This is a genomic window from Polaribacter porphyrae, assembly GCF_002954685.1.
GTDB lineage: Bacteria > Bacteroidota > Bacteroidia > Flavobacteriales > Flavobacteriaceae > Polaribacter > Polaribacter porphyrae.
The window spans coordinates 2082105-2104871 of the sequence record NZ_MSCN01000001.1 but is presented as its reverse complement, the minus strand read 5'-3'; the positions used below and the strand labels follow the sequence as shown (position 1 = coordinate 2104871).

The window sequence follows — 22767 nt, the reverse complement described above, 5'->3', positions numbered from 1 at the left end:
ATATGAAAATTGTTATTCAAAGAGTTTCAAAAGCAAGTGTAACTATAGATAAAGAAAAGGTTGCAAATATTAAGAATGGATTACTTATCCTTGTAGGAATTGTAAATGAAGATACTCATGAAGATATTGACTATTTAGTTCGTAAAACTGCAAATCTTCGCATTTTTAATGATGAAAATGAGGTAATGAATAAATCGCTTAAAGATGTAAATGGAGAGGTAATTGTAGTAAGTCAATTCACATTACATGCATCAACCAAAAAAGGAAATAGGCCTAGTTACATAAAAGCAGCTAAACCAGATATTGCAATTCCTCTTTACAAAGCTTTTATAACATCATTTGAAAAAGAAATTAATAAAAAAGTACAAACTGGGCGGTTTGGAGCAGATATGAATGTAGAATTAATAAATGACGGACCAGTAACTATTATTATTGACTCGAAAGAAAAATCGTAAAACGTTTACTTTTGTTAAAATTCTATTAAAATTAGAAATACTTTCCATGGAAAATAAAATTAACCTATCTTTGTATCATAATAATTTAAAAACTAAATAAATTAAAATAAAAATGAAAAAAATATTATTATCAATAGTTGTATTAGCAGTTGTTTCAATAGCTTGTAAAAGTGAAAAGAAAAAAGAAGTAACAACAGAAAAAGCAAAAGTAGTAGATGTAAATGTTGGTGAGTTAGATAATGTTGATACATCTGCATCTGTGTTAAATTGGAAAGGTACTAAACCTGGAGGAGCACATAATGGAACAGTAGCTATTAAAACTGGAGGTTTATTAATTAACAAAGGGGCTTTAGTTGGTGGTCAGTTTGTTTTTGATATGGGTTCAATAAAAGTATTAGACATACCTGCAGATAAAAAAGCTAATGGAGATTTAGTTGGGCATTTAAGTAGTCCTGATTTTTTTGCTGTTGAAAAATTCCCTACATCAAAATTTGTGATTACTAAAGTAGAAGGCAAAAACGACAAAATTAATATTACCGGTAATTTAAGGGTAAAGGATGTTACAAAAAGTATTACAATACCAGCAACAATTCTTACAACAGATGGTATAACAACAATTACTAGTGATAAATTTAACATTAATAGAACTGATTTTGGAATTAAATATAAATCTAAAAGCTTCTTTTCTCTAGAGGAATTAAAAGATAAATTTATTGATGATTTAATAGAAATGTCTTTTGTTGTAAAAACAAAATCTTAATAATTTTCGTTAGCAAATCAATAAAAAAATAGACTTGTTTTTATAATAATCAAATTTTTAAGTATAAACGATACTTTTTAACCCAAAACTTCTTGTTTTGGGTTTTCTTTTTTTAGGTTTGTAAAAAAATTGCATGATAAAAAAAACATTACTACTTACTCTATTAATTTCTGTAAAATCTTCTCTTTTTTCACAGAATTTAAACTATAGTGCTTTATTAATTCCCAAAGAATTAAAAGAAAATGCAAATGCTGTAGTTAGAAATAATTATCTCGAAGTTATCATAGATGATATGGATAAAATGATTGTGAAAAGAAGAATTGTTGTGACAGTTTTAAACAAACTAGGTCAAGCAGATGCAAGAATTTCTGAAAGCTATGATAATGATACAAAAATTACTGACCTTTCAGCTTATATTTATGATGCTTTAGGAAATCAAATAAAAAAATATAAAGAAAGAGATTTCTCTAATGTAAGTGCAGTTGATGGAGGTACATTATATTCTGATGCTAGAGTAAAATATATTGATTATAAACCCATTTCTTACCCATACACTCTAGTTTTTGAATCAGAATATAAAACCGGTACTACAGGTTTTATTCCTTGGTGGTTTCCTGTAAATGGGTATTATGTATCTGTGCAACAGAGTAGTTATAAAATTAGTAACCCTAAAGCTATCCCTTGGCGAAAAAAAGAAACAAATTTTGAAAATTTTAATATAGAAAAAACAGTTTCTGACACAGAAATTAGTTATTCTTTAAAAAATCAAAAAGCTTTTGACTATGAGAAAAGTACAGTTTCATCTAGAGAATTCTTGCCCAAAGTAAAAGTTGCTTTAGATAAATTTTACCTAAAAGGGGTTTATGGTGAATATACCAATTGGAATGAGTTTGGAAAATGGATGTATGATAAACTTTTGGTAGGTAGAGATTTGGTAGATGAAACTACAAAAAATAAAGTTTTATCTTTAGTTGAAGGTGTTGAAAATCCTATAGAAAGAGCAAAAATTGTTTATAAATTTATGCAAAACAAAACACGTTATATAAGCGTACAAGTTGGTATTGGAGGCTGGGAACCTATTGCAGCAAACCAAGTAGATAAAGTAGGTTATGGAGATTGTAAAGGGCTAACAAATTATACCAAAGCTCTTTTAGATATTGCAGGTGTTACTTCTTATTACACTGTTGTATATGCTCAAGAGAAAAGGAATATAGATAAAGATTTTTCTTCTATTCAAGGTAATCATGTTATTTTAAATTTACCTAATAGTGGTAAAGATGTATGGTTAGAATGTACTAGTCAAACCATGCCTTTTGGCTTTTTAGGGGATTTTACTGATGATAGAGATGTACTTGTGGTGACTCCTGAAGGTGGAGTTATTAAAAGAACAGCTGCTTATAAAGATGATGTAAACCTTCAAATTACAAAAGCTACGATTACTTTAACAGAAAAAGGAAATGTTAAGGCAAAACTAGATAGAATATCTAAAGGTATTCAATATGATGATAAATTTTATTTAGAAGATTTTTCTAAAGATGAATTGATAAAATACTACAAATCTGATGTTTGGAGCTATAATAATAATTTAGAAGTAGTCTCATCAGAAGTGAAAAATGATAAAGATTCTATAGTTTTTAAAGAAAATTTAGAGGTGGATATTAAAAATTATGCATCAATAAATGAAAATGAATATTTATTTAGGGTAAATATTTTTAATAGAGAAAGCTATGTGCCAAAAAGATATAGAACGCGAAATTTACCCTTAAAAATAAATAGAGGTTACAAAGATATTGACGATTATACCATAAAAATCCCAGCAGATTATAAAATAGAATATTTACCAGAAACAAGAGAAATTAAATCAAAGTTTGGGTCATATAAAATTCGATTTAAAAAAGTTGATGAATCCACATTTACTTACCACAAAGACATTTCTATTAAAGAAGGTGTTTATCCAAAAGAAGATTATAAAAGCTATAGAAGTTTTAGAAGAAAAGTAGCAAAGTCAGAAAATTTAAGAATCGCAATAATAAAGAAAAAGTCATGATTAAAAAAATAACCTTACTAACAGTATTATTATTTCAATTTGCAATTAATGCTCAAAACTATAAGTTTGGTAAAGTATCAAAAGAAGAGGTAGAAGAAAAATTCTATCCTTTAGACTCAACTGCAGATGCATCGTATTTATATAAATATAGAAAATCATATTTTTCGTTTACTCCAAATACTGGTTTTCAATTAGTAACAGAAATACATCAAAGAATTAAAATTTATACTAAAGAAGGTTTTAATTATGCAACAAAATCGATTGTATATTATAATCCAGATTCAGGAAGTTCAGAATCTGTATATGGTATTAAAGGATATACTTTTTATAGCGATAATGGTAAAGTTGTAAAAGAAAAACTATCAAAAAAAACAATTTTTAAAGAAAAGATTAATAAATACAATAGTAAATATAAAATTACTATGCCAAAAATAAAGGAAGGTTGTGTTCTAGAATTAAAGTATAAAATAACTTCGCCTTACGCAACTTCTATTCCAGACATTCAATTTCAAAAAGGGATTCCAATTAAAAAACTAGATGCTCAAGTAGAGTTTCCAGAATTCTACACGTTTAATAAAATGACCAAAGGTTTCCATAGTCTACCTATGAAAACTTCATTTAGTTCAGGGAAAGTTGGAGATACAGATTTTAGAATCAATGTTTTTACATTTGAAGATAAAAATATTCCTGCCTTAAAAAACGATGAAGCTTATGTAGCTAATATTAATAATTATAGAGGAGGTATGAAGTTTGAACTAGCACAAACTAATTTTATAGAAGTTGGTGGAGAGTTCAAAAATTATTCTACCACTTGGAAAAATGTAAGTAAGCAAATTTTTAAATCGTCTTCATTTGGGGTAGAACTTAATAAATCTAGTTACTATAAGAAAGATTTAGAAAAGATATTAGCTAACAACCAAACAGATACTGATAAAATTAATGCAATTTTTCAATTTGTAAAAGGCAAAGTAAAATGGAACGGATTTTATGGGAAATATACAGAAAATGGAGTAAGAAAGGCTTACAAAGAAAATGCTGGTAATGTTGCAGATATAAATTTAATACTTACTTCTATGCTACGTTCTGCGGGTCTAAATGCAGATCCGGTTTTAATCAGTTCCAGAGGAAATGGAGTACCACTTTACCCAACATTAAAAGGTTTTGATTATGTTATTTCTATTGTTAGATTTTCTAACAATTCTTATGTATTATTAGACGCAACTGAAGAATATAGTATGCCAAATATATTACCAGTTAGAGCTTTAAATTGGGATGGTAGAGTAGTTACTAAAGATGGGAATTCATCTTGGGTTAATCTAACTTCTTCAATACACGCACTTGAAGAAAATATGGTTATGGTTAAACTTACAGAAGATTTAATGGTAGAAGGTTTAATTAGAACTAAATATGATAATTTAAATGCTTTAAATTTTAGAAAAAGAAAAAACCACATAAAAAACGAAGAATTAATTACAAAATATGAAGAAAATAACAATGTAGAAGTTGAAGACTTTAAAATAAATAATCAACAAAAATTAAATAAACCTATTAGTAGAAGTATCAAATTTTCTAGTGAAGATTTAATAGAAGAAATTAATGGTAAATTATACATTGAACCTTTATTATTCTTAACCCAACGTAAAAACCCTTTTAAATTAGAGGAAAGAAAATTTCCTGTTGATTTTGCAACAGCTTGGAAAGATGTTAACAGAGTTTCAATTCAGATACCTGAAGGCTACAAAGTTGAAAAAATACCTGAACCACTTGCAATTGGGCTTCCAGATAACATTGGTGTTTTTAAGTTTAAAGTATCAGCTGCAGGAAAGAAGATTAATACAACGTGTATATTACAATTTAATGAGTCATTAATTAATCCTCAACATTACCCTTTCTTAAAAGATTTTTATAGTAAGTTGGTTAAAAAGGAATCTGAAAAAATTATTCTTACAAAGATTTAAATTTGCAACCCAAAACGTATAGTTTTGGGTTTTCTTTTTTACAACTTAATTGCAGTCGTATTTTTCACTTCTTCAATGGCAAAAGTACTATGAGTACTACCAATATATTTGATTGCTGTTAATTTTGTTACCATAAAATCTCGATATTCATCCATATCTTTTACATAAACTTTTAAGATATAATCATAATCTCCACTTACATGAAAACATTCAGAAACTTCTTCTAGTTTTAAAATTTCACGCTCAAAAGTAGTTACATATTCTTTAGAATGCTGAATGAGTTTTATATGGCAAAATACCAAAAAAGATTTCTCTATTTTATATTTGTTGATAATTGCTACATACTTTTCAATTACGTTATTATTTTCTAACTTTTTAATCCGTTCATAAATAGCGGTAATAGATAAATTGAGCTGTAAAGACAATTGTTTCGTAGTCTGTTTGCTATCGTTTTGTAATAAATTGATGAGTTTTTTATCAGTAGTATCTAACATTATAAAATTTTCTAAAAATTGAAATTAAAATGAGTGGTAATAGTTTTTAAAATTAATAATATATTCAAATTTAGAAAAATAATCTATATTTATATGTTTATCTTGATATATTTTCTAGTAAGGATTAGTTTTGTGCTATAAAAACAAAACATTATGAACTTCAATCCAGCCGAAAATATTCAAGATTTACAATATTTTGGAGAATTTGGAGGTGTAAATCCATCCATTTCAGATTCATCAACGTACACATTTTTATCCGCAAAAACGATGTTTGATACTTTTGAAGGTAATGCAGATGGCTGTTATTTATATTCTCGTCATTCATCACCTTCAAATTTATATTTAGGAGAAGCTTTAGCAGCAATGGAAGGAACAGAAACTGCAAATGTTGCAGCATCAGGAATGGGTGCAATTACACCTGTTTTATTACAATTGTGTAATGCAGGAGATCATATCGTTTCTAGCAGAACTATATATGGAGGAACTTATGCTTTCTTAAAATACTTCACACCAAAATTAGGCATAGAAACTAGTTTTATAGACATCACAAAATTAGCTATTGTTGAAGCTGCAATTACAAAAAATACTAAAGTTTTATATTGCGAATCTGTGAGTAATCCATTATTAGAAGTTGCAGATATTAAAGGTTTATCAGCATTAGCTAAAAAATATAATTTAAAATTAGTGGTAGATAATACGTTTTCTCCATTGTCAATTTCCCCAGCAAAACTAGGTGCAGATGTGGTTTGCCACAGTTTAACAAAATTCATAAATGGTTCTTCAGATACAGTTGGAGGTGTAGTTTGTGGATCGCAAGAATTCATCAACGATTTACGAAACGTAAATGATGGAGCAAGTATGTTGTTAGGCTCTACTATGGATAGTTTACGAGCTGCATCTGTTTTAAAAAATATGAGAACTTTGCATATTAGAATGAAGCAACACAGCTATAATGCTGCTTTTTTGGCTGATAAATTTCAAGCTGATGGATTAAAAACGGTTTATCCAGGTTTAGAAAGTCACTCTTCTCATCAATTGTTTAAAAGTATGATGAACCCAGAATATGGTTTTGGTGGAATGCTGACTATTGATGTAGGTTCTTTAGAAAAAGCCAATGAATTAATGGAACTTATGCAGCACAAAAATTTAGGTTATTTAGCAGTAAGTTTAGGTTTTTACAAAACATTATTTTCTGCTCCAGGAAGTTCTACATCATCAGAAATACCAGAGGAAGAACAAAAAGAAATGGGTTTGTCTGATGGCTTAATTCGTTTTTCTATTGGTTTAGATAACGATATTGAACGTACTTACCAAATGATGAAATCTTGTATGGTTGAAGTTGGGGTTTTGTAATTTAACATCTTTGCAAAGGAAGAATGACTGAAGCAATCTGTAAATTTAAACGAATAGATTGCTTCGTAAACTCGCAATGACTTAAATCCCCTTTAAACGTTCGATAAATTTATTAAAATCTTCTTTATTTGGAGGAGAACCTGAAAAAGGTAAAATATCCCATTCACCATTTTCATGAAAAACAGTAAAGTTAAAAACTGATGTGTTTGGGTCATCAGGATTTAACATCGGATATCGTAAATCTGTGTATTGATACGTACCCACTTTTTCTTTTTTAGACAGATTGTAATAATTATTACTAAACCAAGCTAAAGTTTGTAAGTTTTCATCAGACATATCAATTAAATCGTGGTTTTTTTTAACAGTTATTATTTTATCAGAGATTTCTTTCTCATCAAATAAGGAATAAAAAGTGAGGTAATAGTTATCATCAGTTTCAGCTACTGAATACCACAAAATATTATTCAAAATGGTAGGCTGTGCAGAAAATCGGTTATAAGAAATCCCTGCTTTTTTAAACGATTTTTCAAACACAGAATCTATATAGAATTTATTGATGATTGTAAAAATCATATATGCAGAACTTATATAAATTCCTGCTTTTAACCACCATTTTCTTCTGGATCTATTTCTGTTGAAAAACATCAAAATAATTATACACAGCAAAAAAGGAACAGTATAAAATAAATCAGCTACAGAAATATTATTAAAAGCAACTCTATAATCAGAAAATGGAGCAAATAATTGTGTTCCATAAGGCGTAAAACAATCTAAAAGCGGATGTGTAAAAATGCTCCAAAAGAAGAGCCAACTCCAATCTTTTAGAGTAGTAGTATTTTTACGTTTTCTAGTATTGTAAAGTTTATGGGTAATCCATCCAAAGAGAAAACATCCAACAATAGCAAAAAAAATAGAATGCATAAAACCTCTATGAAAAGCCATAGCTTGAATTTCGTTATCATAAATCCATCTTCCTATAAAAACATCTAAATCAGGTATTGTACCTCCAATTGCTCCAAACAATAACGCTTTGTTACCAATTTTTCTACCTAAAACAGCTTCTCCACAAGCAGCACCTAATACAATTTGAGTAATTGAATCCATTTTGCAAAAATACAGTAACTGATTTGATTTGCATAACACCTGCTAAAATCGTAACATTACAAAAGAAAATAACCAACAATGCAAGAGAATAAAAATTTATCGGAAATAGAAATTGAAGATCAAAAAATAATTGATAATAAAGAATTAAATATTTGGGAAGCGTTATTTCCAGTTATTGCTCTTGTAGGTATGTTAGCCTATAATGTTTATGTTTTTGGAGATGATGCATTAAGTGGAAGTAATCAGTTTGTATTATTGTTAGGAGCTGCTGTAGCTGCTATTGTTGGGTTTAGAAATAAAGTGTCTTATAAAACCATGATTAATGAAGTTGCTGAAAATGTAAAATCGACATCAGGTGCTATTTTGATATTATTAATGGTAGGTGCTTTAGCAGGTACTTGGTTAATAAGTGGTGTAATACCTGCAATGATTTATTATGGTTTGCAAGTATTAAATCCCACAATATTTTTAGCAGCATGTTTAATTATTTGTGCAGTAATTTCTATTGCTACTGGTAGTTCTTGGACAACAGTTGCAACAGTTGGTATAGCTCTAATAGGAATAGGTGAAGCTTTAGGAGTTTCTTTAGGTATGACTGCTGGTGCAGTATTATCTGGTGCTTATTTTGGCGATAAAATGTCACCAATGTCTGATACTACAAATCTTGCACCTGCTATGGCTGGTACAGATTTATTTACGCATATTAAATATATGGCATACACTACAGTACCAACAGTGGTTGTTACGCTTATTATTTTTATTATTTTAGGTTTTACTCAAAATACGAATGGAGTAGCAGATACAAACACACTATTAATTGATATAAAAAAATCTTTTAACATTTCCCCTTGGTTATTTTTGGTTCCAATTGCGGTTATTGCTTTAATTGTAAAGAAAACACCACCTTTAATAGCTTTGTTAGGAGGCACAATTTTAGGAGCAATATTTGCTTTAATTTTTCAACCTGAAGTTGTTGCTCAAATAGCTGGAGTTGATAAATTAGATTTTAATGCTGCTTATAAAGGCATTATGCAAGCAATAACAGTTAAAACTTCTGTTGCAACAGAAAATGTTGCTTTAGCAGATTTATTTTCTGCTGGAGGAATGGCTAAAATGTTAGGTACAATTTGGTTAATTATTTGTGCAATGGTTTTTGGTGGAATAATGGATGCTATTGGAGCTCTAGCAAGAATTAGCAGTTTTATGTTAAGTCTTTTCGATTCTGTTTTTGGGCTTTTTGCAAGCACAGTAGCAACTTGTATTGGTTTAAATATTACTGCTTCAGACCAGTATTTGGCAATAGTTGTGCCTGGAAAAATGTATGCAAAAGCCTATAAGGATAAAGGTTTAGCACCTGAAAATTTAAGTAGAACTTTAGAAGATTCTGGAACTGTTACTTCTGCATTAGTACCTTGGAATACTTGTGGTGCATATCATTCTGGAGTTTTAGGCGTTTCTGTTGCTGAATATTTTGTTTATGCGATTTTTAATTGGTTAAGTCCTTTTATGACACTAATATTCGCAGCCTTTAGAATTAAGATTAAACAATTGTCTGCTAAATAAATTGATAGTTCTTGCTACCCAAAAAGATTCAAAAAAACTTACAGAAATTGCATTAATTTCAAAAGCATTTTGGGGTTATTCTAAAGACTTGATAGAAAGTTGGCGAAAAGATTTAACGATTACTTCTAAAATGATTTCTGATTGTTCTGTCTATAAATTTGTTGTTGATGAATCTATTGCTGGTTTTTATGTTTTAAATCTACCAAAAGAAAATTCGATTGAATTGGAAATGCTATTTGTTCTACCCAATTTTATTGGAAAAGGAATTGGGAAACAATTATTATTCCACGCTTTTGAAAAAGCAAAAGAGTATAAAGCAAAATCAATGAGGTTATTAGCAGACCCAAATGCAGTTCCTTTTTATGAATCTAAAGGGTTTACAATTATTGATAAAAAAGAAAGTTCTATTGAAGATCGTTTTTTACCAGTAATGATAAAAGAAATTTGAGTAAAAGATTGTTTTCAAGCTCGCTAAAAAGTCCTTCCCTTTGGGAAGGATTTAGGATGGGCTTTTTAAATAAACCAATTCCAAACTAAACCAAAACGAACAGTAAAATCTCTGTAAGGGTAATTAGGTGCAGAAAAATAATTCTTTTTAGAAAAACCGGAAGTTACATTATCAACTTTTAAAAATAAACGCGTTCTTCTAACTCTAGCATTAATAAAAACATCAAAAGTAGGGAAGCCTATTTCTTCTGTATTTTGTAGGGTAAATTCAGATAATATGGGGTTGTATGCATTCATGTTGTATTTGGTAAAATACTTAAAGGTAACTCCAATATTTACCAACATGGGTTTTCCTTTAAACCAATCGTCTGTATAATAAAAAGTATTTCTCGTCACAAATTCTGGCACTCTAAAAACAGAACTTCCACTACTTACATTTTGATACATTATAGTGTTATCTAATGCAAATTTACCTAACTTAAATTCACGGTTAGCTTTTACTTTAAGATAAATAATTTGATCAAGAGATTGTTGTGGTGTGTTATTCTCATCAAAATACGTGTAGTTGTCAATATTGGTAAAATTAAGATTTGCATTTATCCATCTAGATTGAAAAACAAAACCTAAATCTCTGGTATTTACATTGCTAAAAGCATCATTTTGCCAGTTGTAATTATCATAACTACTTTGATGTAAAAGTGTATTAAAATTAGGTGATTTTGAACTTAATAATAAACTTCCTTTAACGCTAAAAAGACTATCCTTCTCAAAAATAGCTTCGCCTTTTAAATAATTGCCAGACAATCTTGCAGAGCCAGGAGTTAATGAAGCTGTAGCATTTAATTGAAAGTTTTTAATTTTTGCATTCCAATCACCACCAACAGAAATTGCATTCCCTTTTAATTTTAACTTATTTATACTGCTGTTACTATTTAAAATAGTATCATAACCATAAGTATAACTTGTTACATTTATTTTAGCCTTAAACTTTCCTAAAACATATTTCGAATTGAATTCCAAGTTCAATTCATTATCCGTAAGTTCGTTTAAAGTATTTCTATTGGTTGTATTTGTTGGATTTTCATTTCCAAAAATGGTAGTAGTAGCTGTACCTTGAGAAAAACTATATTCTTTATTTTCACTTGTAAAAATATGCCCAATTTTTAAGTTACTGAAATCTTTATTACTTAAGGTATCTTTATTAGCAATGAGTTTATAGCTATGCTCAAGATAAACTCTAGTTGCATCAAATTGATTTTCGGCATCAGTTAAATTTACATCAAGTCTAGAGCGTTGATCAAAGTTTTCATCTTCATTAATAAAACCTTGAAGGGCTTCTGTGGTTAAACCACCATTTTCTTCATGAAAAAAATCTTGAGTAGTAATATGTCCTCTAATTTGATATTGGTTTTCTTTGGTTCTATAATGAAAGGCTCCTCTAAAATTACCATTACTAACTAGAGATCTTCTATAAGCTCCTAAAGAACGTAAACCTTTGTAAGACATTGATACATTAAACCTTTTCGAAAAATTTAAGGTAAAAATTGCATCAACAAATTGTCCTTGTTGTAAACCAGTTCTGTAAGAAATTTCTGTGGTTGGTGTTGGTACTTCGTAATATTTTATGTCTTCAATTTCTAAATAACTAACTTGTTTTGCAGTAAAACCAATATCTGGTAATCTTTTTAAATTAGAATAGCTATATCCTAAATTGTTAAAAGTTTGTCCTTGATTATGAAAACCAAGTAACTCAAAATTATCTTTTCTTAAATAGTTAAATTTATATTCTTTTTTTAGAGTAAGTGTAGTATCTATGTAGGTTGTGTCTCTATTGTGAGAAAATATCTTATAATCTGTATATTTAGTATTACCAGATAAAATAACCTTTTTAGAACCTTTAGATAAAGAATCAGTTGTAAAACCTCTTCCATTGTTGAGAGAAATATCTTGTACTCTTTGCGAAAAGAGCTGATTCGTAAAAAAAGTACAAATTAAAAAAAAGAAGAAAAAATATTTATTCATTATCTATATCAACAAAAGCAAATGTAAAATAATAAAACGAAAATAGTAGTTAATAATTTTTACAAAATCTGTTAATTTGCACTATGCTAAAATTAAATTATAGTGGTTTTTCATTAGAAGCAGGTACAGATGAAGCGGGTAGAGGTTGTTTGTCTGGTCCAGTTGTGGCTGCAGCCGTTATTTTACCAGAAAATTTTGCACATCCTTTTTTGAATGATTCCAAACAATTATCAGAAAAGAAAAGGGCTTTATTAAGGCCAATTATAGAGCAAGAAGCCCTAGCTTTTGGAGTATCTTTTGTTTGGCAAAAAGAAGTGGATGCTATTAATGTTTTACAAGCCTCGCTAACTGGTATGCATCGTTCAATTGAGGCATTAAAAGTTCTACCAGAGTTTATCATTGTAGATGGCAATAAGTTTAAGAATTACAAAGATATTCCTCATAAAACTATTGTAAAAGGTGATAGTAAATACATGAGTATAGCAGCAGCTTCTGTGTTAGCTAAAACGTATAGAGATGAATATATGGAGAAAATTCATAATGATTTCCCTGCCTATAATTGGAAAAAAAATAAAGGCTACCCAACCAAAGAACATAGAAATGCAATTCGTGAATTTGGAGCAACCATTCATCACAGAAAATCTTTTAAATTATTACCAGAACAATTAAAATTAGAGTTGTAATTCTTTAGAAGCTATTTTCTGCTTATTGTACAGAATTTGTTTAAGTAGTAAACTTGCTTTTTTTTGCCTCAAAAGAACTCAAATAAATTGTTCAATCAGAGCTAATTTTTTTGCCGATTTTTAGAATATTCCCCATAAACTTTTTCTATTTTTACCATCCAAATTTTTAAAAGATGATTAAAAAAACTAGAGCAGAAATTACCAAATGTATTTTACACAAAGTTGCTAATAAGTTTAATAGCGGACATAATGTTTTTTCTGAAGATTTAATTCGTTTTGATCAAGAAAGCTACGATTTAATGAAGAGCTTTTTATTAAAACCTTTTGGAAATTTAACACAAAGTTACAGATTTACACATCATGCAGATGTACGCTTAAATGAATTGAATAACTATAGTTCAGAAATCTTTGCAGATGAAAGTACTTTTATAGAACACTCTAAAAATGTTGTAAATCATTTGTATGAACAATCTAATTCTGCCCAAATAAAAACTGGAGATGTAATCGTAGTTTTTATTGAAGGGTTAGAATATAAAGATGTATTAACAGAAGCAATTGGTATTTTTAAAATAGAAAATAAAGTAGATTTCTTTCAAACCTATTTAGATGATAACGAAAGTTGGGATGTTGTAGTTCAAAAAGGAATATCTACAAAAAAAATTGATAAAGGATGCTTGATTTTAAATACTTCAGATACTGAAGGAACAGTTGTATTTTCTGTTGATAATAATAATTATGATGCTCAATACTGGATTAAAAACTTCTTGTCTGTTAAATTAGCTGATGATTACAATTCGCACACTCAAAACTATTTAGAGTTGTGTAAAGAATTTTCTGAAGAAGTAATAAAACCAGAATTTGGTAAACACGAGCAAGGTAATTTTTTAGCAAATACAGTAGATTATTTTAAGGAACATGAATCTGTAGATTACCACGATTTTAAAGACGAAATTTTTAAAGAAGATAAAGACAAAGATCTATTCGAAGATTACAAAAAACATTATGAAACTTTAAATGATGTTTTAATCAGGAATAATTTTGATGTTTCTGGAGTGGTGTTAAAAAAAGAAAAAAGTAAGTTAAAAACAGAAATAAAACTCGATACTAACATCAATATTAAATTAGATGTAGATGCACCAGATGCAGCTTCAGAATATTTAGAAAGAGGTTATGATGAAGAGAAAAAAATGAAGTTCTATAAAGTTTATTTTAACGAGGAGAAGTAGTTTTGTTAGTTGTTAGTTGTTAGTTGTTAGTTGTTAGTTGTTAGTTGTTAGTTGTTAGTTGTTAGTTGTTAGTTGTTAGTTGTTAGTTATAAAATTTGAAATAATTTTCTTCAAACTTCAAACTTCAAACTTCAAACTTCAAACTTCAAACTTCAGTAATAAAATCCTCTACCTCAAAAAGTACTTTAAAATGCTTTAAAATTTTACTTTTTACTTCCTCAATATCTACTTTCTTACCTAATTCTGCTTCCATAGAAGTCACAGCTTTTCCACGAATTCCACAGGGAATAATATTATCAAAATAACCTAGATTCACATTTGCATTTAAAGCAAAACCATGCATGGTTACCCATCTAGAAGAACGAATTCCCATAGCACAAATTTTGCGAGCAAAAGGAGTACCTACATCTAGCCAAACCCCAGTTTCTCCTTCACTTCTTGTACCTTTTAAACCATATTCTGCAATGGTTAAAATAATAGTTTCTTCAAGTAAACGAAGATATTTATGAATATCAGTAAAAAAGTTTTCTAAATCTAAAATAGGATACCCTACAATTTGTCCTGGCCCATGATAAGTAATATCTCCACCTCTGTTTATTTTATAGAAAGTAGCACCTTTTTCTTCAAGTTGATTTTCATTCAATAAAAGATTACTCATATCTCCACTTTTTCCTAAAGTATAAACATGAGGATGTTCAACAAATAAAAAATGATTATCCGTAGATTTTTGGGAGTTATTTCTTCTATTTTGAATTTTTACATCAACAATCCCCTGCAATATTTCAGATTGTAAATCCCAAGTTTCTTTATAATCTTTTTTTAAAAGATCTTTGAGTAGTATAGTTCTATTCATAAATTATATTACAAAGGTAAATAAATCCTTATATTTGGGATATGTAAATTTGTTATTTAAGTATATGAAAGTTAAAAATATATCCCTTCTTATTTTTTTCATTGTTTTTTCTATTCAAATTTCTCAATCGCAAGAAATTTGGAAAAAACTAGAAAAGGATAATTATTCTACAGAAAGAGAAAATTTATATGATAATGAAGATTTGCCTTCAGATTATAAAATTCTCTCTTTAAATATAGATGCTCTCAACAGTAATTTGAAGAGTAATTCAAATCAAAATTTTATTACCATAAGTTTACCAGATTCAAATGGGAAATTATCAAAGTTTAAGTTATCAGAAACTTCAAATTTTGAAATAGGATTACAAACTAAGTTTCCATCAATAAAATCTTATACTGCACAAGGTGTAGATGATCCAACAGCTATTGCAAAGATTAGTATAGGTACAGATGGTTTTCATGGTATTGTATATTCTGCAAATCAAGAAACACTTTACATAGATCCATATTCCAAAAATAACAAGGAATATATAATTTATAAGAGAAGTGCATTGAGTAAGTCTGATGAAGATTTTAAGTGTATGGTAGAGGGTGATGCAAAAAAAGAGGAAGCTTTCACTTCTTTTACTAAAACAGCAAATGATGGAAAATTAAGAACATATAGAATGGCATTAGCTTGTAGTGGAGAATATGCTCAATTTCATTTAAATAGACAAAATGTTAGTACTAATGCTTCTGATACAGATAAAAAAGCAGCTGTTTTATCAGCTATGAACACTTCAATGACAAGAATTAATGGAGTTTTCGAAAAAGATTTATCTATAAAATTGGTTCTAGTTTCAGATAATGATAAAATAATTTTTCTTGATGCAAGTACAGATGAAATTACAGATGGTAATGCTAATACTATGATAGACCAAGTACAAACCATATGTGATACTAATATAGGAGTTGCAAATTATGATATTGGACATGTTTTTAGTGTTGGAGGTGATGGTTTAGCAGGGTTAGGAGTAGTTTGTATTGCTGGGCAAAAAGCAAGAGGAGTTACAGGTATAGCAAACCCAACAGGTGATGCATATGATATTGACTACGTTATACACGAACTTGGACATCAATTTGGAGCTACGCATACTCAAAATAATGATTGTAACAGAACAAATTCTACAGCAGTTGAGCCTGGAAGTGGTTCAACAATTATGGGTTATGCAGGTATTTGTAACCCAAATGTTCTTGGTGTAGGGAGTGCAACAGGTAATAGTGATGCTTATTTTCACGCAGTAAGTATTGAGCAGATGTGGAACATTATAACTACAACTGGCAATTGTGCTACTCAAACAGCAACAAATAATACAGCTCCAACTGCTGATGCAGGTTCAGATTACAGTATACCAAAATCTACACCATTTAAGTTAACAGGTACTGCCACAGATATAGATGGTCTTAATTCGTTAACATACAATTGGGAACAGATAGATAATGAAGTTGGTAGCATGCCACCACAAACTACAAACACTCAAGGACCTATGTTTAGATCTCTTCCTTCTAAAACAGTACCTGTAAGATATTTTCCTAGTTTAACAGCTGTGATAGCTGGTAGTAGTTCATCTACTTGGGAGGTATTGCCATCAGTAGCTAGAGATTTAAATTTCTCGTTTCTTGTGAGAGATAATCACGCAGGTGGTGGTGCATCAGCAAGAGATGACGTTAAAATTACTGTAACTAATGCAGATACATTTATTATTACACAACCAGCAACTGGGCTTACTTGGGATGTTGGATCAAATCAAACAATAACATGGAATAAAGGTACTACAGATGTGGCACCAATAAATTGTGCATTAGTTAATATTAAACTATCAGTAGATGGTGGTTTAACTTTTCCGATAATTCTTAAAGCAAATACTTCTAATGATGGTACAGAAGACATTATTATTCCTAATAATCCTACTACTGATGCAAGAATTATGGTTGAAGCTGTTGATAATGTTTTTTATAATATAAATAATACAAATTTTATTATTAATTCTACAACTCCAACTTTTATATTAAAAGATAATAGTGGCTCACAAACGACCTGTAATACAGGAAATAATTCTATCGATTATGTTTTAAACTTTGATTTTGTTAACGGGTTTTTTGAATCTGTAACATTATCATCTACAGGAGAACCTTCAGGTGCAAATGTGGTTTTTAACCCAACTACGATAAATGCTGATGGTAATGTAACTATGACAGTTTCGAATTTAGATGGTAAAACTGCACAAGATTATCAAATTAATGTTTTAGGTTCTTCAACTTCCATTAATCAAAATATTAATGTTGATTTAAAACTTACCTCTTCTAATTTTAATAACCTAACCTTAACATCGCCAGCTAATGGAGCAACTGGTACAGATTTAGTAGAAGAATTAAAATGGGATGCAGATACTAATGCAACATCTTATGATGTAGAAATTGCTACAGAATCTAATTTTGCGAATATAGTTTCTTCTGAAAATGTCACTACAAACTCATATACCTTTACAAATTTAACAGGACCTCAACAATATTTCTGGAGGGTAAAACCAAAGAATGATTGTGGAGAAGGTAGTTTTACAAGTCCTTTTAGTTTTACCACAAAAACACCTAGTTATTGTTCATCAACATTTACTGATGAAGCTGGTGGTTCAGAGCATATTCTTAATGTAACATTTGCAGGTATAAATAACAATTCAGGTAATGATACTGCTGATGGTTATCAAGATTTTACTAATATTAATACCAATGTTTTAAGAGGGCAAACAAGACAGGTAAGTGTAAGATTTGATACAGGAGGTTTTCAAGATCATTGCTATGTGTTTATAGATTGGAATCAAGACTTTGTATTTGATAATGCTACTGAAAGATATGATTTAGGGTCTAGGACAGCAGATGTTGCAACTGCAACTTTAGATATTATAATACCTAATGATGCAAAACTTGGAGCTACAAGAATGAGGGTAGTTTTAGAGTATGATGATCCTGGTGATGGTTATGGTGAAGGTGCTTGTGATGCAGATCATTTAACAGAATGGGGAGAAACTGAAGATTATTCTGTAACTATTGTAGAACCAGTAATTCAGCCTAACAATTATTCAGTATTAACAGTTTCAGAATCTTGTGTAGATGAAGATGATGGTACTATGCAAATTAGTATTAACCAGAGTGAGTTTACTTATCAAGTATCAATTACGGGGCCATCAACAAATGTAAATCAAACTCTTGGAAGTTTAAGTTACTCGCTATCTGGTTTATCTCCTGGAAATTATGAAGCATGTATTACAGCTCAAGAATTAAATGTAACTCAATGTTATGAGTTTACTATAGAAGAGTCCGGCCCAGTATCTTTAAAAGTGTCATCAACAAAACAATCTAGTAAGTATTCTTTTAATATTGATAAAGGAACCCCACCATACAAAGTTTATTTAAATGAAGAGTTAGTAGGAGTTTCTAGTAACAAGATATTTGATTTAAATATAAAAGGAAGTGGAAAACTACAGGTAAAAACAGCTAAAGATTGTGAAGGTATTTTTCAAAAAAATATAGGAAGTATTGTTTTAAGGCAAAACCCAGTAAGAGATTTTGCAGAAATTTTATTACCTATTTCTACAGTAGAAAAAAATATCAACGTTTTGGTTTTTGATATGAATGGAAAAATGATTTTAAATCAAAATATCCGAAGAGAATCTGACAACTTGTTAATTCCTTTCAAAAATATCGCCAAAGGTGTATATATCTTAAAACTATCATTAGAAAATACGAACCCTATTAAAATTATAAAACAATGAGAAAAGCACTTTTAATTTTTGCCTTTGTTTGTTTTACATATCTAAGCTGTTCAAAAAAACAAGCTGTTAATAATCCACCAAGTTCAGTAAATTTGATTTTTCCTACGGATAACTTATTGTGCATAAATAATACAATTCCTTTTAACTGGTCAAACGCAACTGATCCTGAAGATGATGATTTAGAGTACAACCTTATTATAGCTAAAGATAGGGCTTTGACTAATGTAGTTGAGAATAGAACTATTGCCACAAGTGCAGTTACTATCACTTTAGAAAAAGGTACTGCTTATTATTGGAAAGTAGATGCTGTAGATGCAAACAACAATCAAAGTACTGCTTCAAGTACTTCTGCTTTTTTTACAAAAGGTGAAGGAGTTGCAAATCATGCTCCTTTTACTTCAGAATTATTGACTCCACAAAATAATACATCAGTTGCTGCAGGTACTGTTAATTTAACATGGAATGGAGGAGATGCTGATGCTACAGATACATTAACTTACGAATTGTATTTTGGTGAGGGGTCTAATTTATCATTAATAGATGATGCTATTTCTGACAAAACGTATCTAGTTACTATTGATGCTGGAAAAACCTATTCTTGGAAAGTAAATGTAAAAGATCAAAATGGAGCAAAATCAATTGGTCAGACTTGGAGTTTTGCTGTAAATTAACACCTAATAATATTCATAAAAAAAGCCTTATCAATTATTTTGATAAGGCTTTTTTCTGATTTTTTCTATCCTAAAAATGGATATTTATAATCTTGTGGAGTTACAAATGTTTCTTTTATCAATCTTACTGATGTCCATCTTAATAGGTTTTGAGCAGAACCTGCTTTATCATTAGTTCCAGAAGCTCTAGCTCCTCCAAAAGGTTGTTGACCTACAACTGCACCTGTTGGTTTGTCATTAATATAGAAGTTACCTGCTGCATTCTCTAAAGCTTTAGAAGCTTTTTCAACAATATATCTATCAGTAGAAAAAATTGCGCCTGTTAATGCATATTCAGTAGATTCATCAACTAATTTTAATGAAGCTTCCCATGCTTCATCTTCGTAAACGTAAATTGTCATTACAGGACCAAAAAGTTCTGTAGTCATTGTAGAAAATGTTGGTGATTTTGCTAAAATTACAGTTGGTTCAATAAAGTATCCTTTAGATTTATCATAGTTTCCACCAATAATAACATCAGCATCATTATCAGCTTTAGCAGCATCAATATATTTTGCAATTTTATCAAAAGAACCTTCATGAATCACAGCATTAATAAAATTTGATGGATCTTCAGGAGAACCCATTTTTAATTCTGATGTTTGCTTTTCCAAATGAGTTCTTACATCTGCCCAAATTGAAGCAGGAATGTAAGCACGTGAAGCTGCAGAACATTTTTGACCTTGATATTCAAAAGCACCTCTAGTAATTGCTGTTGCTACTTGCAAAGGATTTGCAGAATTGTGTGCCCAGATAAAATCTTTTCCTCCTGTTTCACCAACAATTCTTGGATATGTTTTATAAGTATGAATATTAGTTCCTATTTGTTTCCAAAGTTCTTTAAATACATAAGTAGAACCTGTAAAGTGTAATCCAGAAAAATCTGGCGACGATAAACACGTGTCTGTAATCATTACTGGATCTCCATAAACCACATTAATAACACCATCTGGTAATCCAGCTTCTTTAAATAAGTCTACAATAACTTGTGCAGAATAGGCTTGATGATCAGAAGGTTTCCAAACTACTACATTGCCCATCAATGCAGCTGATGCTGGTAAATTTGCAGCAATAGAAGTAAAGTTGAAAGGAGAAATTGCATACACAAAACCTTCTAAAGGTCTGTATTCAACTCTGTTCCAAATTCCAGGAGCAGAGGCTGGCTGATCTTTAAAAATATCAGTCATATATTGTACGTTAAATCTAAAAAAATCAATCATTTCACAAGCTGCATCAATTTCTGCTTGATGTACGTTTTTAGATTGTGCAATCATTGTTGCAGCATTCATTTTGGCTCTATATGGGCCAGCTAATAATTCTGCAGCTTTTAAAAAGATTGATGCTCTTTCCATCCAAGAAACAGAAGACCAAGCTTGTCTTGCAGCCAAAGCAGTTTCTATAGCTTCATTTATGTGACTTTTATCTGCTGTATGATATTGCCCAACTACATGTTGATGATCATGAGGAGGTGTAATGTTTTTTGTGTTTCCTGTTCTAATTTCTTTGCCATTAATGTGCATTGGCACATCAATATTGCTATGGAACATTGTTTTATAAGTTGCTAATAATTCTGCTCTTTCTTTTGATCCAGGAGCATAACCCTTAACAGGTTCATTAACTGCCACAGGAACATTAAAAAATCCTCTTGCCATTTTGTATGTTTTTAAATTTGAATCGACTAACTTTTTAAAGTTGCAAAGTTACAATTTTTATCAATCGATTTCGTAGTTTTGAAATCCTAAAATTTTCGTAAAGTAAATGTGTACTGTTACCTATCTTCCTTTAAAAAATAATAATTTTATTTTAACTTCTAATCGTGATGAAACTCCTTTGCGAAAAACTATTCCACCAAAAAAATATGAAGAAAATGGAGTGAAATTAACCTATCCAAAAGATGAATTGGCAGGAGGAACTTGGATTGGTACAAGTAATAAAAACAGATTAGTATGTTTGTTGAATGGAGGTTTTGAAAATCATAAAAGAAAATTGCCTTATAAAATGAGTAGAGGAATTATTGTAAAGAATATTCTTTCTGTTGATGATGCTATCCATCATATTAATGAATTCGATTTTACCGACATTGAGCCTTTTACTTTGATTTTAGTAGATTGGAATTCTGATTTAGCAACTTACGAATTGGTTTGGGATGGAGAAACAAAACATTTTACAAAATTGGTAGAAGAGCCTAAAATATGGTCTTCATCTACACTTTACACAGAAGAAATGAAACAATTACGTAAAGAATGGTTTGCAGATTGGTTAAAAGAGAATAAGAGTTATAAGCAAGGAGATATTTTAGCATTTCATAAAAACGAGTATTTAGGAACTCCTGAAACTTCACCAAAAATGAAACGTAATTTTGTGGAAACCGTAAGTGTTACTTCTGTTTTAAAGATTGATGATAATGTTGATATTTCTTATTTTGATGTTTTAAATAGAAAATGCTCTAATTACAAATAAATTATCAAAGGAATTTCTGGTCGTAAATCGAACTTTTTTCCTTGTGCTTTATTATCAAAATACACTTCCATTAAATGCTTTTCTCCACTTTTAACAGAAATATTTTGCAAAGTATTTAAAGTTTTTATCGTTGCTGTATTATCATTTAAGCCACTGCTAGTAATAGTTATTTTAGTCACTTTTTTTGCTCCATTTGGATGCTTAAAAAACGTTCTCCAGATTTTATATTCTTCTGGAATTTTTACCAAATCATCATAAGTTTCAAATTCGTCAGTTTCTATTTCTGGATAAACCACGAATACTGAAGGTTCCTTTAAATTTAATTTTGAGTTTTTAGCAGCGTAAATACTCATATTTTCTGCCATCCATTCTTGATGATATTCAATCTTCTCAAAAGGAATTTTATCAACTTTATAATCTTTTACTTTTAAAGCAATACTAAAAGGAGAAGCACCATTATTTTCAAAATTCACTCTTTCTTTGAAATCTAATGCTGTGTTTTTTTTGTTGTTCAGGGTAAATTCTTCTTTGTCATACACATATATAAATTCCAAATAAGTATTTAAGAAGTAGAAATATCTACCAGTAGTTCCTTGCCCATGATGAATTCTTGATAACGAATCAGGAATAGCAGTAAAACCAAGTTCAATAAGTTTTTGCTTTGCTTTTTGAGGGTAATTTGTCCAAATATTAAAATGATCTAACTTTAAATCTGTGGCAATTTTTTCTTGTTTAGTTTCAATAGGTTTATGCCTTTCTTGTTTTTTACAAGAAGAAAAACTAGTCATCAAAATTATAATTATATGGTAAAATTTCATTTTATG

General features: G+C 29.6%; 18 protein-coding genes. 12 read left to right on the top strand and 6 right to left on the bottom strand.

The features are described 5' to 3' along the window. Nucleotides 1-2: 2 nt before the first annotated feature. From dtd to BTO18_RS09415, 4 genes are all read left to right on the top strand, one after another. Nucleotides 3-455, top strand: coding sequence for a D-aminoacyl-tRNA deacylase (gene dtd, locus BTO18_RS09430; RefSeq protein WP_105015983.1), 453 nt, complete (start codon nt 3-5; stop codon nt 453-455). 112 nt (nt 456-567) lie between these two features. Continuing rightward, nucleotides 568-1215, top strand: a complete 648-nt coding sequence (locus BTO18_RS09425) for a YceI family protein (protein ID WP_105015982.1) — start codon at nt 568-570, stop codon at nt 1213-1215. 133 nt (nt 1216-1348) lie between these two features. Continuing rightward, entirely contained in the window at nt 1349-3262 is a 1914-nt protein-coding gene (locus tag BTO18_RS09420; protein ID WP_105015981.1) for a DUF3857 domain-containing protein, read from the top strand. Continuing rightward, nucleotides 3259-5220, top strand: coding sequence for a DUF3858 domain-containing protein (locus BTO18_RS09415; RefSeq protein ID WP_105015980.1), 1962 nt, complete (start codon nt 3259-3261; stop codon nt 5218-5220). Before BTO18_RS09420 ends, BTO18_RS09415 begins: the two co-directional genes overlap by 4 nt. Before the next feature lie 38 nt (nt 5221-5258). On the opposite strand, the gene BTO18_RS09410 is transcribed toward BTO18_RS09415, so the two are convergent. Then, nucleotides 5259-5714, bottom strand: coding sequence for an Lrp/AsnC family transcriptional regulator (locus BTO18_RS09410; protein WP_105015979.1), 456 nt, complete (start codon nt 5712-5714; stop codon nt 5259-5261). Nucleotides 5715-5867: 153 nt separating this feature from the next. Between BTO18_RS09410 and BTO18_RS09405 the strand changes: the two genes are divergently transcribed. Next, the gene (locus BTO18_RS09405; RefSeq protein WP_105015978.1) at nt 5868-7067 is read left to right on the top strand and encodes an aminotransferase class I/II-fold pyridoxal phosphate-dependent enzyme; all 1200 of its coding nucleotides are present in this window, start codon (nt 5868-5870) and stop codon (nt 7065-7067) included. A gap of 81 nt (nt 7068-7148) precedes the next feature. Here the strand turns inward: BTO18_RS09405 and BTO18_RS09400 are convergent, their stop codons facing one another. After that, nucleotides 7149-8171: a metal-dependent hydrolase gene (locus BTO18_RS09400; RefSeq protein WP_105015977.1), complete on the bottom strand. Its 1023-nt coding sequence runs from the start codon at nt 8169-8171 to the stop codon at nt 7149-7151. A gap of 78 nt (nt 8172-8249) precedes the next feature. Here BTO18_RS09400 and nhaC point away from each other — a divergent pair, with 78 nt between their 5' ends. After that, complete coding sequence (nhaC, locus tag BTO18_RS09395; RefSeq protein WP_105015976.1) at nt 8250-9734, top strand: Na+/H+ antiporter NhaC; 1485 nt, start codon at nt 8250-8252, stop codon at nt 9732-9734. Between the two features lies 1 nt (nt 9735). After that, the gene (locus BTO18_RS09390) at nt 9736-10182 is read left to right on the top strand and encodes a GNAT family N-acetyltransferase (protein WP_105015975.1); all 447 of its coding nucleotides are present in this window, start codon (nt 9736-9738) and stop codon (nt 10180-10182) included. 65 nt (nt 10183-10247) lie between these two features. On the opposite strand, the gene BTO18_RS09385 is transcribed toward BTO18_RS09390, so the two are convergent. After that, complete coding sequence (locus BTO18_RS09385; protein ID WP_105015974.1) at nt 10248-12203, bottom strand: putative porin; 1956 nt, start codon at nt 12201-12203, stop codon at nt 10248-10250. An 83-nt stretch (nt 12204-12286) separates the two neighbouring features. Between BTO18_RS09385 and rnhB the strand changes: the two genes are divergently transcribed. Further along, nucleotides 12287-12886, top strand: coding sequence for a ribonuclease HII (gene rnhB, locus BTO18_RS09380; protein ID WP_105015973.1), 600 nt, complete (start codon nt 12287-12289; stop codon nt 12884-12886). Between the two features lie 173 nt (nt 12887-13059). Then, nucleotides 13060-14112 (top strand): nucleoid-associated protein, encoded by a 1053-nt coding sequence (locus BTO18_RS09375; RefSeq protein WP_105015972.1) that lies wholly within the window; start codon nt 13060-13062, stop codon nt 14110-14112. Nucleotides 14113-14257: 145 nt separating this feature from the next. Here BTO18_RS09375 and lipB read toward each other — a convergent pair whose 3' ends face one another. Beyond that, on the bottom strand, nt 14258-14965 hold the full coding sequence (gene lipB, locus BTO18_RS09370; protein WP_105015971.1) for a lipoyl(octanoyl) transferase LipB: 708 nt from the start codon (nt 14963-14965) through the stop codon (nt 14258-14260). A gap of 64 nt (nt 14966-15029) precedes the next feature. Between lipB and BTO18_RS09365 the strand changes: the two genes are divergently transcribed. Then, nucleotides 15030-18773 carry a reprolysin-like metallopeptidase gene (locus BTO18_RS09365; protein WP_105015970.1) on the top strand — a complete coding sequence of 1248 codons (3744 nt, stop codon included), beginning with the start codon at nt 15030-15032 and terminating at the stop codon, nt 18771-18773. Then, the gene (locus tag BTO18_RS09360) at nt 18770-19444 is read left to right on the top strand and encodes a glycoside hydrolase family 78 protein (protein WP_105015969.1); all 675 of its coding nucleotides are present in this window, start codon (nt 18770-18772) and stop codon (nt 19442-19444) included. Before BTO18_RS09365 ends, BTO18_RS09360 begins: the two co-directional genes overlap by 4 nt. A 65-nt stretch (nt 19445-19509) precedes the next feature. Here the strand turns inward: BTO18_RS09360 and pruA are convergent, their stop codons facing one another. Further along, on the bottom strand, nt 19510-21135 hold the full coding sequence (pruA, locus tag BTO18_RS09355; RefSeq protein ID WP_105015968.1) for an L-glutamate gamma-semialdehyde dehydrogenase: 1626 nt from the start codon (nt 21133-21135) through the stop codon (nt 19510-19512). Between the two features lie 106 nt (nt 21136-21241). Here pruA and BTO18_RS09350 point away from each other — a divergent pair, with 106 nt between their 5' ends. Continuing rightward, nucleotides 21242-21943 (top strand): NRDE family protein, encoded by a 702-nt coding sequence (locus BTO18_RS09350; RefSeq protein WP_105015967.1) that lies wholly within the window; start codon nt 21242-21244, stop codon nt 21941-21943. On the opposite strand, the gene BTO18_RS09345 is transcribed toward BTO18_RS09350, so the two are convergent. Continuing rightward, the gene (locus BTO18_RS09345; protein WP_146106904.1) at nt 21934-22761 is read right to left on the bottom strand and encodes a VOC family protein; all 828 of its coding nucleotides are present in this window, start codon (nt 22759-22761) and stop codon (nt 21934-21936) included. The genes BTO18_RS09350 and BTO18_RS09345 overlap by 10 nt on opposite strands. Nucleotides 22762-22767 lie beyond the last annotated feature (6 nt).

Coding starts and splice junctions, on each gene's coding strand:
- BTO18_RS09400 (WP_105015977.1), bottom strand. CDS start 8,171: ATGGATTCAATTACTCAAATTGTATTAGGTGCTGCTTGTGGAGAAGCT.
- BTO18_RS09415 (WP_105015980.1), top strand. CDS start 3,259: ATGATTAAAAAAATAACCTTACTAACAGTATTATTATTTCAATTTGCA.
- lipB (WP_105015971.1), bottom strand. CDS start 14,965: ATGAATAGAACTATACTACTCAAAGATCTTTTAAAAAAAGATTATAAA.
- nhaC (WP_105015976.1), top strand. CDS start 8,250: ATGCAAGAGAATAAAAATTTATCGGAAATAGAAATTGAAGATCAAAAA.
- BTO18_RS09420 (WP_105015981.1), top strand. CDS start 1,349: ATGATAAAAAAAACATTACTACTTACTCTATTAATTTCTGTAAAATCT.
- BTO18_RS09405 (WP_105015978.1), top strand. CDS start 5,868: ATGAACTTCAATCCAGCCGAAAATATTCAAGATTTACAATATTTTGGA.
- BTO18_RS09385 (WP_105015974.1), bottom strand. CDS start 12,203: ATGAATAAATATTTTTTCTTCTTTTTTTTAATTTGTACTTTTTTTACG.
- BTO18_RS09410 (WP_105015979.1), bottom strand. CDS start 5,714: ATGTTAGATACTACTGATAAAAAACTCATCAATTTATTACAAAACGAT.
- pruA (WP_105015968.1), bottom strand. CDS start 21,135: ATGGCAAGAGGATTTTTTAATGTTCCTGTGGCAGTTAATGAACCTGTT.
- BTO18_RS09365 (WP_105015970.1), top strand. CDS start 15,030: ATGAAAGTTAAAAATATATCCCTTCTTATTTTTTTCATTGTTTTTTCT.
- BTO18_RS09350 (WP_105015967.1), top strand. CDS start 21,242: ATGTGTACTGTTACCTATCTTCCTTTAAAAAATAATAATTTTATTTTA.
- rnhB (WP_105015973.1), top strand. CDS start 12,287: ATGCTAAAATTAAATTATAGTGGTTTTTCATTAGAAGCAGGTACAGAT.
- BTO18_RS09360 (WP_105015969.1), top strand. CDS start 18,770: ATGAGAAAAGCACTTTTAATTTTTGCCTTTGTTTGTTTTACATATCTA.
- BTO18_RS09345 (WP_146106904.1), bottom strand. CDS start 22,761: ATGAAATTTTACCATATAATTATAATTTTGATGACTAGTTTTTCTTCT.
- BTO18_RS09375 (WP_105015972.1), top strand. CDS start 13,060: ATGATTAAAAAAACTAGAGCAGAAATTACCAAATGTATTTTACACAAA.
- BTO18_RS09425 (WP_105015982.1), top strand. CDS start 568: ATGAAAAAAATATTATTATCAATAGTTGTATTAGCAGTTGTTTCAATA.
- dtd (WP_105015983.1), top strand. CDS start 3: ATGAAAATTGTTATTCAAAGAGTTTCAAAAGCAAGTGTAACTATAGAT.